Origin of the sequence: Jiella avicenniae, assembly GCF_021390325.1 — a bacterium.
Lineage (GTDB): Bacteria > Pseudomonadota > Alphaproteobacteria > Rhizobiales > Rhizobiaceae > Jiella > Jiella avicenniae.
Window position 1 is genome coordinate 161548 of sequence record NZ_JAJUWU010000008.1, and the last position, 13980, is coordinate 175527.

At 66.0% G+C, this 13980-nt stretch carries 18 protein-coding genes; 2 read left to right on the top strand and 16 right to left on the bottom strand.

Annotated features, from left to right (window positions below):
* Nucleotides 1-251: 251 nt before the first annotated feature.
* The 4 genes from LZD57_RS09740 to gatB form a co-directional block, all read right to left on the bottom strand.
* Nucleotides 252-635: an NADH:ubiquinone oxidoreductase subunit NDUFA12 gene (locus LZD57_RS09740; protein WP_233719419.1), complete on the bottom strand. Its 384-nt coding sequence runs from the start codon at nucleotides 633-635 to the stop codon at nucleotides 252-254.
* Nucleotides 636-746: 111 nt separating this feature from the next.
* Entirely contained in the window at nucleotides 747-1220 is a 474-nt protein-coding gene (locus tag LZD57_RS09745) for a phosphate-starvation-inducible PsiE family protein (protein WP_233719420.1), read from the bottom strand.
* Nucleotides 1221-1400: 180 nt separating this feature from the next.
* On the bottom strand, nucleotides 1401-1898 hold the full coding sequence (locus LZD57_RS09750; protein ID WP_233719421.1) for a GNAT family N-acetyltransferase: 498 nt from the start codon (nucleotides 1896-1898) through the stop codon (nucleotides 1401-1403).
* On the bottom strand, nucleotides 1895-3394 hold the full coding sequence (gene gatB / locus LZD57_RS09755) for an Asp-tRNA(Asn)/Glu-tRNA(Gln) amidotransferase subunit GatB (protein ID WP_233719422.1): 1500 nt from the start codon (nucleotides 3392-3394) through the stop codon (nucleotides 1895-1897). The genes LZD57_RS09750 and gatB overlap by 4 nt, the downstream gene beginning before the upstream one ends.
* Before the next feature lie 164 nt (nucleotides 3395-3558).
* Here gatB and LZD57_RS09760 point away from each other — a divergent pair, with 164 nt between their 5' ends.
* Nucleotides 3559-4161, top strand: coding sequence for a Uma2 family endonuclease (locus LZD57_RS09760; RefSeq protein WP_233719423.1), 603 nt, complete (start codon nucleotides 3559-3561; stop codon nucleotides 4159-4161).
* A gap of 11 nt (nucleotides 4162-4172) precedes the next feature.
* Here the strand turns inward: LZD57_RS09760 and LZD57_RS09765 are convergent, their stop codons facing one another.
* Nucleotides 4173-5276 (bottom strand): hypothetical protein, encoded by a 1104-nt coding sequence (locus LZD57_RS09765; RefSeq protein WP_233719424.1) that lies wholly within the window; start codon nucleotides 5274-5276, stop codon nucleotides 4173-4175.
* 141 nt (nucleotides 5277-5417) lie between these two features.
* A complete protein-coding gene (locus LZD57_RS09770) occupies nucleotides 5418-6839 on the bottom strand; it encodes an aminotransferase-like domain-containing protein (RefSeq protein ID WP_233719425.1) in 1422 nt (473 codons plus the stop codon).
* A 106-nt stretch (nucleotides 6840-6945) separates the two neighbouring features.
* Between LZD57_RS09770 and LZD57_RS09775 the strand changes: the two genes are divergently transcribed.
* Complete coding sequence (locus LZD57_RS09775) at nucleotides 6946-7224, top strand: YjiS-like domain-containing protein (RefSeq protein ID WP_233719426.1); 279 nt, start codon at nucleotides 6946-6948, stop codon at nucleotides 7222-7224.
* A 204-nt stretch (nucleotides 7225-7428) separates the two neighbouring features.
* Here the strand turns inward: LZD57_RS09775 and LZD57_RS09780 are convergent, their stop codons facing one another.
* The 10 genes from LZD57_RS09780 to LZD57_RS09825 all read right to left on the bottom strand — a co-directional run bounded on the left by LZD57_RS09780 (nucleotide 7429) and on the right by LZD57_RS09825 (nucleotide 13862).
* Entirely contained in the window at nucleotides 7429-7800 is a 372-nt protein-coding gene (locus LZD57_RS09780) for a TfoX/Sxy family protein (RefSeq protein ID WP_233719427.1), read from the bottom strand.
* Between the two features lie 40 nt (nucleotides 7801-7840).
* Complete coding sequence (sufA, locus tag LZD57_RS09785) at nucleotides 7841-8224, bottom strand: Fe-S cluster assembly scaffold SufA (RefSeq protein ID WP_233719428.1); 384 nt, start codon at nucleotides 8222-8224, stop codon at nucleotides 7841-7843.
* 280 nt (nucleotides 8225-8504) lie between these two features.
* On the bottom strand, nucleotides 8505-8927 hold the full coding sequence (locus tag LZD57_RS09790) for a VOC family protein (protein WP_233719429.1): 423 nt from the start codon (nucleotides 8925-8927) through the stop codon (nucleotides 8505-8507).
* A 14-nt stretch (nucleotides 8928-8941) separates the two neighbouring features.
* Nucleotides 8942-9298: an SUF system Fe-S cluster assembly protein gene (locus LZD57_RS09795; protein WP_233719527.1), complete on the bottom strand. Its 357-nt coding sequence runs from the start codon at nucleotides 9296-9298 to the stop codon at nucleotides 8942-8944.
* A gap of 115 nt (nucleotides 9299-9413) precedes the next feature.
* The gene (locus LZD57_RS09800; RefSeq protein WP_233719430.1) at nucleotides 9414-10664 is read right to left on the bottom strand and encodes a cysteine desulfurase; all 1251 of its coding nucleotides are present in this window, start codon (nucleotides 10662-10664) and stop codon (nucleotides 9414-9416) included.
* The gene (locus tag LZD57_RS09805) at nucleotides 10654-11040 is read right to left on the bottom strand and encodes a VOC family protein (protein WP_233719431.1); all 387 of its coding nucleotides are present in this window, start codon (nucleotides 11038-11040) and stop codon (nucleotides 10654-10656) included. Before LZD57_RS09805 ends, LZD57_RS09800 begins: the two co-directional genes overlap by 11 nt.
* A gap of 11 nt (nucleotides 11041-11051) precedes the next feature.
* Entirely contained in the window at nucleotides 11052-12317 is a 1266-nt protein-coding gene (gene sufD / locus LZD57_RS09810; RefSeq protein ID WP_233719432.1) for a Fe-S cluster assembly protein SufD, read from the bottom strand.
* Nucleotides 12318-12319: 2 nt separating this feature from the next.
* Nucleotides 12320-13075 (bottom strand): Fe-S cluster assembly ATPase SufC, encoded by a 756-nt coding sequence (gene sufC / locus LZD57_RS09815; RefSeq protein ID WP_233719433.1) that lies wholly within the window; start codon nucleotides 13073-13075, stop codon nucleotides 12320-12322.
* Between the two features lie 15 nt (nucleotides 13076-13090).
* Complete coding sequence (locus tag LZD57_RS09820) at nucleotides 13091-13315, bottom strand: hypothetical protein (RefSeq protein WP_233719434.1); 225 nt, start codon at nucleotides 13313-13315, stop codon at nucleotides 13091-13093.
* Nucleotides 13316-13520: 205 nt separating this feature from the next.
* On the bottom strand, nucleotides 13521-13862 hold the full coding sequence (locus tag LZD57_RS09825; RefSeq protein WP_233719435.1) for a GIY-YIG nuclease family protein: 342 nt from the start codon (nucleotides 13860-13862) through the stop codon (nucleotides 13521-13523).
* Nucleotides 13863-13980 lie beyond the last annotated feature (118 nt).

Genomic DNA, 13980 nt, shown 5'->3' on the forward strand with positions numbered 1-13980 from the left:
GGCTGGCCGTCCTGCGCAATGGCGCCCGAAACGCCCGGCATGACCAAGGCGGCCAAGGCGATTGCCAGGATCATTCGGGAATTCGTCCGCGTCATACGATGGATAGATGGTCCGAGGATTCTGGCTCTGGCCGAAAGCCGACCGCAGCCAAGTCGTTCGACGACGCCTTTCGAGGCTTCGCCCGTCTGCCGGAAGGGTTAGGCCCGGAATGCGGCGCCAGATTGATCACCGCATCGCGCCCTGCCCGCTCCTCACGGGGTCCAGGCGTCGTACTCGCCGGTCACGCGCGGGCGTTCCTTGCCGGGGCGTAGCAACGAGCCCGACGGACGATAGGCCTTCGCGGTCCCGGTGTGGTTCGGCTCGAAGCCCTTCTGCCATTCGCGCGGAGCGTAGCTTTCTTCGCTTGGCGGCTGGTCGACCCGGTAATGCATCCAGCCGTGCCAGCCGGTCGGGATCGCCGAAGCTTCCGCCGGGCCGTTGTAGATCACCCAGCGGCGCGTGCCGTCGGCATTGGTGTAATAGAGGTTGCCGAACTCGTCCTCGCCGACCTTCTTGCCGAAGCGCCAGGTGTGGAAACGCGTGCCGATCGTCTGGTTCTGCCACCAGGTGAAGATCTCGAGAAGCCATGCTTTCATGGGGATTTCCGATCCGTCGCAAGTCGGCTCCTTATGCGTCCCGCGGCCGGAAATGTCCACCCGCCCTGCAGTGCGGCATTCGAGATCGAAACCCCGACAGCGCGCGGCGTTTCAATCCGAGGCCGAACGTTCCTCTCCTCCGCCCGTGACGCTCGTCCTGGCGTCCTTCTGCTCGCGGGAATCGACGAAGTGGACCATCACCAGCAATCCACCGAGAGCGATGAAGGTCGCGGCCAATCCGGCCAGGAAAGCGCCGCTCGTGTGGTCGACCTCGAGCAGGATCAGCTTCCGCACCACCGCCAGCACGCCGATGACGATGACCGTGCGGACCTGCGCCAGCCGGTGGTCGCCGAGCGCCATCTGATGGATCGAATGGGCGAGTTCCAGCGCGATGATCGCCGCCAGAACCCGGTCGAACAGCGTCTGAAACGCGGAGTATTCCAGGGGCTGGCCGAGATCGAAAAGTGCGAGGCCCGTCGCGCGCAAGAAGCTCCATAACGTCAGGAGCACGACGCCGACCATACCGAAGAGAAGGATGTGCGCGACCAGCCGCTCGAAGCGGAAATAGAGTTTCACCAAATGCATGCCGCCGCTCCCGCCGCGGCGAAACGAGGATCGCTCCGCTGGTTGAGGAATGTGGATCGGCGGGGAGCGACTGTCCATCATGCGGCGCACAACCCGCGGCAATCACCTGAAGGCAAGTGCCAGCCGGCGCCGGCTTCGAGTGATCGCCCTGGCACAACCGTTTGCGGGTCGCTCGGCTTGCTATAGCGTCTTCTCGTAGACGAGCGCCGGAATGCCGCTGTCCTCGGCGCCGCAATTGGCGGTCCTGCCGACCTCCGCGAAGCCATGGGTCTCGTAGAAGCGGATGGCCTTTTCGTTCGCCGCCTCGACTTCGATTCGAATTCGCGCGGCATCGGGAAAGGCGTCGACGATCTCGTCCAGAAGGTCGCGGCCGATGCCCTGACGCTGGCATTGCGGCCGGACATAGAGCTGGTGCAGGACGACCAGCTTCTTCTCCGGATCGGACGACGCCGCGAAGGCGACGCCGCCGAGCCGCGTGCCGTCGTCGGCGACGACGAATTCCGACTCCGGCCGCGTCAGGCGCGGCTCGAGCGCCGTCACCGAATGCCAGGAGGCGGTGATCTCCGCGACCTTCGCCGGCCCGTAGATGCCGTCATAGGTGTCGTGCCAGGTCTCGCCGAGCAGGTCCGAGATCGCCTGGAGATCGCTGCGGCTGGCGGTGCGGACGAAAAAGGTCATTCCACCCCCAGCTTTTCCTTCACCAGCGCGTTGACCGCCTGCGGGTTGGCCTTGCCGCCGGTCGCCTTCATCACCTGGCCGACGAACCAGCCGGCCATGGAGGGCTTCGCCTTCGCCTGCTCGACCTTGTCGGGGTTTGCCGCGATCACCTCGTCGACGGCCTTTTCGATGGCGCCGGTGTCGGTCACCTGTTTCATGCCGCGCTTCTCGACGATCGCCTTCGGGTCGCCGCCCTCGGTCCAGACGATCTCGAACAGGTCCTTGGCGATCTTGCCGGAGATCGTGCCTTCGCGGATGAGATCGAGGATCGCGCCGAGTTGGTCGGCCGAAACCGGGGTGTCGTCGATCTCCTTGCCCGACTTGTTCAGCGCACCGAGGAGATCGTTGATCACCCAGTTCGCCGCCTGCTTGGCATCGCGGCCCGCGGCGACTTTTTCGAAGTAGTCGGCGATCGCCTTTTCCGAAACGAGGATCGAGGCGTCGTAGGCCGACAGGCCGGCATCCTTGATCAGCCGCGCCCGCTTGTCGTCGGGCAGTTCGGGAAGCTCCTCCAGGAGCGCGTCGACATAGGCCTGGTCGAATTCGAGCGGCAGAAGATCCGGATCGGGGAAATAGCGATAATCGTGCGCATCCTCTTTCGTGCGCATCGCCCGCGTCTCGCCCTTCACCGGGTCGAACAGCCGGGTCTCCTGGTCGATGACGCCGCCGTCCTCGATGATGGCGATCTGGCGCCGCGCCTCGGAGTCGATCGCCTGACCGACGAAGCGGATGGAGTTGACGTTCTTGATCTCGCAGCGCGTGCCGAAGGGGCCGCCCGGGCGGCGCACCGAGACGTTGACGTCGGCGCGCATGGAGCCCTCGTCCATGTTGCCGTCGCAGGTGCCGAGATAGCGCAGGATGGTCCGCAGTTTGGTGAGATAGGCCTTGGCCTCGTCGGCCGAGCGCATGTCCGGTTTTGAGACGATCTCCATCAGCGCGACGCCGGACCGGTTCAGGTCGACGAAGGACATGGTCGGATGCTGGTCGTGCATCGACTTGCCGGCATCCTGCTCGAGATGCAGCCGCTCGACGCCGACCTTAATGTCCTGGAACTCGCCCTTGGAGTCCGGCCCGACGGACACGATCACGGTGCCCTCGCCGACGATCGGATCCTTGTACTGGGAGATCTGATAGCCCTGCGGGAGATCGGGATAGAAATAGTTCTTCCGGTCGAAGACCGAGCGGTGGTTGATCTCAGCCTTCAAGCCGAGGCCGGTGCGGATCGCCTGTTTCACGCACTCCTCGTTGATCACCGGCAGCATGCCCGGCATCGCAGCGTCGACGAGGCTGACATGAGAGTTGGGTTCGGCGCCGAAGCCGGTCGAGGCGCCGGAGAAGAGCTTGGCCTCGGACGTCACCTGGGCGTGGACCTCGAGGCCGACGATGATCTCCCAGTCTCCGGTGGCGCCGGAGATGAAGGTCTTCGGATCGGGCGTGCGGGTGTCGACGATGGTCATGGGCGTGTCCGGATCGGTGCGAAATGGCGTCGGATTTGGCTAGAGGAAAGCGACAGCGGGTTCAAGCTCGCCGCCCCGAGCAGCACGTCCGTGCGGCCGGTTTGATGCTGCGAAGCCCGCGATACTCTGCTATCGTGGCGAACGCGACGACGACGGAGCCGACCATGAGCTCGCTTGTGGACCCGCATCGGCGGGACGATCTGCCGACGAACATGACGATCGACGAGTTCTTCGATTGGCTGGACACCCACGAAGACCACTACGAACTCGTCGACGGGACGCCCATCATGATGCCCTTCGTCAAGCGCGCCCATGCCCGCATCGTCAGCAATTTCGACTTTTGTCTGCAGTCTCGGATCGATCGCTTACAATATATGGTGACGCAGGGCGATTTCGCCATCCGGACCGGTCCCCGCTCGATCCGATTCGCCGATGTCCTGGTGGAGCCCTCGAACGACGATCTCGCCGGGCGGATCTCCGAGCGCACGGTGTTGATCGTCGAGGTGCTGTCGGAGTCCACCGCCAGGATCGACTTCAATCGCAAACGGCTCGAATATCTCGGCCTCGCCGACCTCGACACCTATGTCATCGCCGCCCAGGACGAGCCCCGCCTCTGGGTCTGGCAACGCACCCCGGCAGGCTGGCCGGAGGCCGCCGAGGTCCTGACGGAAGGCAGCGTCGCCGTCCCGTCTCTCGGCGTCTCGCTGCCGCTGGCGGAGATCTATCGGGGCGTCCACACGATCGAAGGCAAAACCGGCGCGACCTGACGCGGCCGTTCCTACCGGAACCCGTAGGCCTCGGCGCCCTCGTAGAGATCGATCAGCAGATGGTCCCCGGCGCCGACGAGGAAGTCCGCCGCCGTCGGCAGGACGTTGCGGGCGGTGACCCGGCCCGTCGCCGCGTCGAGTTCGTAGAGATAGTCCTTCTCGCAGCTGCCGCCGCTCGCCGCATAAATCCTCCCGCCCCTGATGGCGACGTTGGTGTCGGAAACGTTGAAGGGTGAGACCCAGTCGACCGCGGAGAACTCGGCGTCGGTCTTGACCAGCAGTCCGGCCCGCCGCGCCCTGTCGCCGCAGCGGCTCGGTGTGTCGATGGTCAGATAGATCGCCCCGTCCTCGCCCTCGCTCGCCGAAAGCACCGCGACGGTGGCTGCCGCCTCGCCTGCCTCGAAGCCTTGGACGTCCCGCGACACCGGGATCGTGAAGAGTTTCTGTATCGTTCCGTCGCGGTCGGCGACGGCGTTGACGAGGGAGAGACTGCCATCGCCGAAGCGGGCGGTCCGCGAGATGATCATGCGATCCGCCGGGCCGAAGCGCGAGACGTAGAAATAGGGCTCTTCGTGCCGCGAAGGCTCGACGCCCGCCTCGCGCAGCGAATCGTAGAGCCCGTCGGCGAGCGTCTCCGGCATCCATGCGCAGCGATCGATCCAGTCGATGCGACAAGGCTCGCCGAGGGTGCGATCATAAGGCCCGATGGCCGGGACCGTCGCGATGACGGATTCCAGATCAGGCCCCGAAGCCAGCTTCCTCACGTCGATGTCGCGCTGCGGGCCGGGATTGGGCGCGGGCCGGGGCAGTTCGAGCACCACGACACCGGCGGATGTCCCATCGGGTCCGCCTTCGGCCCCGATCCGGGCGAGCAGCCTGTAGCCGTCTGCGCCGAGAGCACCGGCAGGTTTGCGGGTCTGCCGCGGCGGGCCGGCGGGGGAAGAGGAGGCCGGCCCTGCCGCCAGGATCAAATCCCGCTCCGGCGCCTCGCCGGCTCCGGTCGCCGATGCGTCCGACGGCGGGTTTTTTTCCATCTCGGGGCCGGCCGCGGGCCTCGCTTGCGTGTGACAGACGAGGGCGGCGCTCAACAGCATGGCGAAGATCGTGCGAGACACGCGATGTTCTCCTTCCCGGCAGCCCCGTCACGTTTCTAACGCGGCGGCCGGACGCTGCAAAGCGCCGCGGCGTTCGGCCGAAGCATGCCCGCGGACCGCGGAGCCCGCCGATTTTCCCCGGAGACACCGGAGGCGGGCCGCTCAGGCGACGCTCATGTAGGAGATGCTGCCGCTGTCGATGAGGCCCTTGAGGATCGTCAGCGCATTCGCCAGCCTTTCGCGCTCGGCGACGGCGGAGAGGCCGATCCGGACCGAATGATGGGCATGATCGCCTCTGACGCTGCGGAATTCGTCCTCGCCGTCGATCCGGATGCCGTGGTTGCGCGCCGCGAGCTGGAAGGCCGGCGAGGTCCAGGGCGCCGGCAGCGGGACCCAGCGATAAGGCACCGCCGCTGCGGCCCGCCCTGCCGTGCGGGTCTGGAAGATGTCGTCGAACAAGGCACCGCGCGCCGCGATCTCGCCCATGACCGCCTGGCGGATCGTCTCGGCCTTGCCCGAGAGCACCAGCCGCGCGGCGACCTCCATGTTGAGGAACGGCCGGCCTCCGGTGAGCTGATTGTGGGCCACGGTCACACGCACCGACTGGCCCCGCGGGCAGCTCGCCCAGCCGGCCCGCAGCCCCGCCGAAACGCTTTTCGACAGTCCGCCGACGAAGAAGGTCCGCTCGGGGGCCAGAGAGACGATCGGCGGAATGTCCACCGGCGTGATCTTGCCGTAAATATTGTCCTCAACGATCAGCAGATTGTGCCGCCGTGCAACTGATACGATTTGTTCGCGGCGTCGCAGGGACATCGTCGTGCCGCGCGGATTGTTCACCGCCGGCATGAGGAAGATCATCCTTGGGTGCTGCCGCGCCGCGCAGCGATCCAGCTCTTCCGGAATTATGCCTTCGTCGTCCATGCCCACGGTAACGGGCATGCGGCCGATCATCGTCGCGGCGCGTGCGACGGATGCATAGGACAGGTCCTCGAAGACGATCCGGTCGCCGGGATGGGTGGCGGCCGCAATGATCCCCTGAATCGCGGCATTGACCCCCAGCGTCGGCACGACATTGCCGACCTCGGGCGTCCAGCCGCCCGTCTCCAGCCACGCGGCACCGGCCTCCAGCCAGCCCTGCGGGACGCCGCGGACATAATCGAGCGCCTTGGCCGTCGAATCCTGCAGAACGGCCGCGAAGGTCGACGCCACGTCCTCCGCCTGTCCGACCATGGGCGCCGAGGTGGAGTCGAGCTTGACGTCGTCGCTCTCTTGGCCGGGCAGCGAATCCGCGGTGGCATTCGTCAGGAACTGTCGGGCCTCGGGCTTCTCCGACTCGGCATCGATCTGCCGGACATAGGTCCCGCGGCCGACCTCCCCGGTGGTCAGGCCCCGCTCCCGGGCGATCTGGTAGGCCCGGCCGATCGTCCCGACGGTGACCTTGAGGTCGAAGGCGATATCGCGCTGGGGGGGCAATTTGTCACCCGGCTTCAGCACGCCCTCGACGATCGCCCGCTCGATCGCGTCGGCCAGACGGAGATAGAAGGGCGAAGTCTCGTCGGGCGAGATGTCGAATTGTATTGTCACCCTAACGCCTCTCTTTGTCACCATGCTGAAAATCGCATTGTAAGCATATTCGATCGGCGTACAAGAGCGACATTACATCATGGGTGCAATCGAAGGAGATGTCACCATGACAATGCACCATGCCCGTATCGCCCAGATCGAGGCTCGTCCGCTGCGGCGGGTCGCGCGGACGCAGGATCGGGTGAACGCCCTGCCCGGACTGTCGAGCAGCTTGCGCTCGATGGTCGCCGGCGCGCTATTCGTCGTCCGGGCTGCCGGACGGCGCAGGAAGATGCGGCGGGACCTGCTGGCGTTGAGCGCGGATCAGCTCAGGGACGTCGGTCTGTCGCGGGACGAGGCCCTGCGGGCGGCCGAGAGGATCGAATGGCGCGGCGACTGGACGTGACGGGCCGATGCACTGGCAATGCCTGAAGACTTGAGGGTGGATCGAAGGCCGATCCACCCTTTTTTCGTCGTCCGGGGAGGAAGTTTCGTCGAACCCGCCATGGCACGCGATGCCGGCAGCTGAGGACGCAAGACGCGTCGGCCCGTCGACGGCGGTCCCTCCGGCCACGCTGCGAACGCCCGCCGGTGTTCTGAAATGCGGCGGTCAGCGGCCGGTCGACCTGTGTCGGGTCTTTCGGCCGGGCTTTCCTTCCGCCTGGGTGGCGACGCGCCGGGAGGCGGCATCGGCCACCGCGATCCATCGCTCCGCTTCGTCGGGATCGTCATAGGCGTCTTCGGGAAATCGCCAATACGGCATGTTCACCGCTGCCCTGCCCGGCCGCGCATAGGTCCAGCGATCGAGACCGGCTTCGGCATAGACCACCTCGCTCTCGGGATCGCCCTTGAGGTGAAGCGTGCCGCCGATGACGAGGGCGACGATGCGGCCCTCGCTGTAAATCGCCTGACCGCCGAACAGCCGGCGAATCGCGATCTGATTCAGCGAACGGAAGAGATCGCGCAGGAACTCTTCGTCCATCGCCTTCCCGTCTCCTCCGGCTCCTTCCGCAGCAGAGTCTTCAGCCGGCCTGCTGTGCGGCGGCCATGGCCGCGAGGTCGGCCTGCTTCAACTCGACGGATTCGCCGCAGCCGCAGGCGGAGGTCTGGTTCGGGTTCTTGAACACGAAGCCGGACCGCAACACCGTTTCCTCGTAGTCCATCTCGGTGCCGAGCAGGAACAGCACGGCTTCCGGCGCGACGAACACCTTGGCGCCGTCCCGCTCGATGACGTCTTCGTTCGCCCGGCCTTCTCCTGCGAGGTCGATCGTGTACTCCATGCCGGCGCAGCCACCCTTCTTGATGCCGACGCGGACGCCTTGCGCGGCCATGTCGCTGGCGGCCAAAATGCCCTTGATCCGCTCGGCGGCGGCGCTGGTCATGCTCATGACGGTGAAACGGCCCATGGGATCGCTCCTTTCAGTCTTCGAGAATTACGTGGTCACCTAGCGAACCCGCTCCGAGCCGCAAGATGCCGAAGCGGAAGGTGCCGGACAAAGCTGGATGCGAGCTTGATCACGGTTAAAGAAATGGCAATTTGGACGGGAGACTGCAACCTTTTCCGCTGCACCGGGCCGTTGCCGAGCGAGCCGGCGGAGGGGCGGATCGCCACGAACTGCACGATTCGACCGGTCGGACGACCTTCGAGCCACGAACGGGTCCGAGCGCCGTGCCGCGATGGCGAGGTCAAATGCGCTCCCACAAGCGCCGCGTGGCGAGTTCGCCGCAATGGCCGTCCGGATCGCGAAAATAGAGGCTGAGGCCCCTCCCCTTCGGCCAGTCCACCTCGCTTTCGACGGCAGCGCCGATTTCGGCGAGATGCCGGCGCCAGCGATCTTCGGACCCTTCGGGGATCGCCAGCGCGAAATGCAGCGGTCCGCTGCCGTCATGGGGCGGAATCGCGCCCGAGCCCGGTATCTCGACCGGCTCCAGCGTCGCGCCGCGTTGGAACAGGATCAGGACGGTCCCATCCGCCAGCCGGAAGACGGTGATCCGCGGCTCCGCCAACAGGGGCTCCTGCCCGAGGAGCCGCCGGTAGAAGCCGCTCGCCCGCGCCATGTCGTCGACATAGAGGCAGGTTTCGAGAAGCCCGGCGAGCGGCGGTGCCATATCCGCCTCCCCCCTCAGAACCAGCCGACGGCGACCTGGGCTTCCTCGCTCATGCGCTCCGGCGTCCAGGGCGGATCGAACACGATCTCGACCTTCACCTGCCCGACGCCGTCCACCGAGCCGACGGCATTCTCGACCCAGATCGGCATCTCGCCGGCGACCGGGCAGCCCGGCGCAGTCAACGTCATCTCGACGTCGACGTTGCGCTCGTCGTCGATGTCGATCTTGTAGATCAGGCCGAGCTCGTAGATGTCGGCCGGAATCTCCGGATCGTAGACGGTTTTCAGCGCCCCGACGATGTCGTCGGTGAGGCGCGAGAGCTCTTCGGCCGGGATCGCCGTAGCAGCCTCGCTGCCCGAAGCCATCGCCATGTTGGCCGCCGCGGTGTCGTCCGTCGGCGCGGCGGGGGCGAGTTCGTTCGGTGCCGGCGCGCTGGTCGTGGTTTCGGCTCGGTCTGTCATCGGTGTCGTCTTCTCGCTTTGGGCGTCAGGCGAAAAAGCGCCGCGCCTTTTCGAGGGCTTCAGCCAGTCGGTCGACCTCGGCCAGGGTGTTGTACATACCAAACGAAGCCCGGCATGTGGAGGTGGTTCCGAAACGCTTCAAGAGCGGCTGCGCGCAATGGGTGCCGGCGCGCACCGCGACGCCTTCGCGGTCGATCACCATCGAGACGTCGTGGGCGTGGATGCCTTCGAGGTCGAAGGAGACGATCGCTCCCTTGCCCGGCGCCTCGCCGTAGATCCGCAGCGAATTGATGTCCTTGAGGCGCTCATGGGCGAAGGCGCGCAACGTCTCTTCATGGGCGGCAATCTTCTCGCGGCCGACCCTCGCCATGTAGTCGAGGGCCGCGCCGAGGCCGATCGCCTGGACGATCGGCGGGGTGCCCGCCTCGAAGCGATGCGGCGGGGCGTTGTAGGTGACGCCCTCCTCGGTGACCTCGGCGATCATCTCGCCGCCGCCGTTGAACGGCCGCGTCGCCTCCAGCATCGCCTGACGTCCGTAGAGAACGCCGATCCCGGTCGGCCCGTAGACCTTGTGGCCGGTGAAGACGTAGAAGTCGCAGCCGATGTCCTGCACGTCGACCGGCAGGTGAACCGCGCCCTGGCTGCCGTCGACGAGGGTCGGAATGCCCTTCGCGCGAGCCAGTGCGCAGACCGCCTTGACGTCGACGACGGTGCCGAGGACGTTCGACATATGCGTCGTCGCGATCAGCTTCGTCTTCGGCGTGATCGCCTTCTCGAAAGCCTCGACGCTGATCGAGCCGTCGTCCTCGACCGGCACGAAGACGAGCTTGGCGCCGTTCCTCTCCCGGATGAAGTGCCACGGCACGATGTTGGAATGATGCTCCATCTGGGTGACGACGATCTCGTCGCCCTCGCCGATCGTCTCCATGCCGAAGCCATAGGCGACGAGATTGATCGATTCCGTCGCCGAGCGGGTGAAGACGATTTCCTCGGCCGACGCTGCGTTCAGGAACGCCGCGACTTTGGCGCGTGCGTCCTCGAAGGCCTCGGTTGAACGGTTCGAGAGATAGTGCAGGCCGCGATGGACGTTCGCGTAGTCCTCGCTGTAGGCGCGCATGATGGCGTCGAGCACGGCCTTCGGCTTCTGGGCCGACGCGCCGTTGTCGAGATAGGTCAGCGGCTTGCCGTAGACTTCCTTCGACAGGATCGGAAAGTCGGCACGGATCTCTTCGACGTCGTAGCCGAGCGGATCCCGCAGTCTGGCTTCAGCCGTCATAGGATATGAACTCCATGAGCGATCCGTCGGGATCGCGGAAATAAACGCTTCGTCCGCTTCCCAGAGCACCGCGGCGCTCGACCGGACCGAGTTCGACGGCAACGCCCTTCGCCGCCAAATGCTCGGCCGCGCCGGCGATCGGACCATGCCAGCGGAAGCACAGGTCGCTGTTGCCCGGCATCACCGGCCGGCGCGCCAGCGGGACCGCATCCTTGCCGGGGCCGTGGCAGTTCAGCTGCTGCTCGCCGAAACGGATGGCGAAGCCGACGTCTTCGTGGATGATCTCCGCGCCCATGACCTCGCGGTAGAACTCCTCCGACCGATCCCAGTCGGAGACGTGGATCACGCAGTGATCGAGGGTTACGGAGGCAGTCACGGGGCCGCGCCTCAGTGGCTCTTTTCGAGCCAGGCGTCGATCTTGGCCGTGAGCGCCTCGCCCAGGGCCTCGTCGATCTCCAGCTCTTCGACCATCTCGTCGACGAAAGCCTTGACCAGAAGGGCCTTCGCCTGAGCCGCGGGAATACCGCGGGACATCAGATAGAACAGATGGTCCTGGTTGATCTCGCCCGCCGTGGCGCCGTGGCCGCACTGCACGTCGTCGGCGAAGATTTCGAGTTCCGGCTTGGCCGAGAAATCGCCATCCTCCGACAGAAGCAGCGTGTTGCAGGCCATCTTCGCGTCGGTCTTCTGTGCCTCCCGCGCGACCTTGATCATCCCCTGGAAGACCCCGTGGCCGCCCATCAGCACGTTGCGGAAGGTCTCGGTCGCCGTGGTGTTCGGATGGGTGTGGCGCAGCGTCGTCGTCACGTCGACATGCTGGTCCTTTTCGAGAAGGTTCACCCCGCGCATGACGATCTCGGACCCCTCGCCCCGGGTGACCGCATGGACCTCCTGGCGAACCAGCTGCCCGCCGGCGTTGAGCAGGAACAGCTTGAAGGTGGCGTCGGCGCCGACGGAGACGTTGAGCTGGCCGAGATGGGCTGCCGCCTCGCCCTTCGTCTGATCGATGACCCACAGCACCTCGGCGCCGTCGCCGATCGACAGATGCGACACCGCGCTGGAGGGAGCCGGCGAGCCACCGCCCTCGACGCGCTCGACGAACGTCGCCTTCGACCCGTCGCCGACGCTGACTCTGACGGCGGAATGGGATTGCGCGCCGATGCCGCTGCGCAGCTCGATCGGCGCCGCAAGCTCGGTTTTGGCTGCGACCGCGAGCGTCGCCGCGCGGGCCCCGAAGGCCGCGTTGACGAGCCGCACCGTGTCGACCGGCCGGTCCAGATGGTTCGGGCTCTCGTGCCAGTCGGCGAGTTCGTCGCCGGCCACGATCGTCGCACCCTCTGGCGCGCTCGCCCGCTCCGGCGCGTCGAGATCGACCACCGTCGAACCGGCGACCAGCGGCGAGAGCACCGTTTCTGCCTCGCCGGCTTCCTTCGCGGCGAGCGCCTCGATCGCCTGATCCTTGCCGAGCCGGCGTCCCATCAGGTTCCGCAGGTCGGTATAGTGCCAGGCCTCGATGCGCCGATGCGGCAGACCCTCGCGACGCAGCGCCTCGATCGCGGCGCGGCGCGCGTCCTCGCCGCTGCCGGTGGCTTCCGCCAGCGAGACCAGCGCCGTCTCGGCCGGGGTTCTCGGTCTCAGTTCGGTGACGCTCATGATTACGCAGCCTCGCCGATGATCTGGCCGTAGCCTTCGTTCTCGAGCTGCAGCGCGAGGTCCTTGTCCCCGGACTTGATGATCCGGCCCTTGTAGAGGACGTGGACCGTGTCCGGCACGATGTAGTCGAGCAGGCGCTGGTAGTGGGTGATGACGAGGAAGGAGCGCTCCGGCCCGCGCAGCGCGTTGACGCCGTCCGCGACGATCTTCAGCGCGTCGATGTCGAGGCCGGAATCGGTCTCGTCCATGACGCAGAGCTTCGGCTCGAGCAGCGCCATCTGCAGGATCTCGGCGCGCTTCTTCTCGCCGCCGGAAAAGCCGACGTTGAGCGGCCGCTTCAGCATCTCGGCGTCGATCTTCAGCTCCGCCGCGGAGGCCTTGACCCGGCGCATGAACTCCGGCGTCATCAGCTCGGCCTCGCCGCGCGCCTTCCTCTGGGCGTTCATCGCCGTCTTGAGGAACGTCATCGTCGCGACGCCGGGGATCTCCAGCGGATACTGGAAAGCGAGGAACACGCCCGAGGCGGCCCGCTCGGCCGGGTCCATCTCGAGGATCGACTCGCCGTTGTAGAGGATGTCGCCCTCGGTCACCTCGTAGTCGTCGCGGCCCGCGAGGATGTAGGACAGGGTCGACTTGCCGGAGCCGTTCGGCCCCATGATCGCCGCGACCTCGCCGTCCTTCACCGTCAGGTCGACGCCCTTGAGGATCTCGGTGCCCTCATCGGCGACGCGGGCGTGGAGGTTCTTGATTTCGAGCATGGTTTCTTTTCGTCTCTAGCGTTCGTTCGTGTGGTCGTCGGGACGCGCCGGATCGGCAGCATCCGCGGTTTCAATCTCTGCGAGGAGCCCCTGGCGTTCGGCCTGCAGCGCCTCGATCTCGTCGGCGACGACCGGGTCGGTCATCGAACCCTCGGCCATCGCCACCGCCTCGCGGGCCTGTTCGATCCGGTCCTCGATCTCGCGAAGGCGGGCGTAGCGTGGTGATAAATCAATGCTCATTGCCCCGGCCTCTCATGTTTACGCAACCGATCGCCCGCCCGTTCCCCGGCAAGTGCTTTTGATCCGGCACGGACGGTAGATCCTCGCCACAGGGGCGAGGATGACGAACCGGAGCGGCTGATGCGCGCCCTTCAACCCCACCGCGGCGTCATCCTCGGGCTTGTCCCGAGGATCCACCGCCATCTCAACTCAAAACCGTCGGCCCCTAATTGTAATCCAACCACTCCCGCGAATTCGGATGCGGCATGTAGACATTTTCGATCTCGCCCACCCGCTCGTAAAGATCCAGCCATGTCGGGTTGAGCCCCTCGATGAGATTGATCTTCCACGCCCTCGAATAACGCTTCAGCGATTTTTCCCGCCGGATCGCCAGGACGATGTTCGGGTGCAGCTCGAACCAGACGAGAAGCTTCGCTTCGTATCGCGACGTGAAGCCCTTATGAACCTCGCTTTTATGCTCCCAGACGCGACCCGTAAGGTCGCTCGTCACTCCTATGTAGACGACACCTCGCGGCTTGTCCGACATCATGTAGACGAAGCCGGTCACGACATCACGTCGTCGCCACAAGCATGACGGTTAGCCTATGTCGAGGCGCCTCCGCCTCCCTTCCGGCGCCGTCATCCTCGCCCTCGTGGCGAGGATCTACTGCCGATGAGGCGATGAA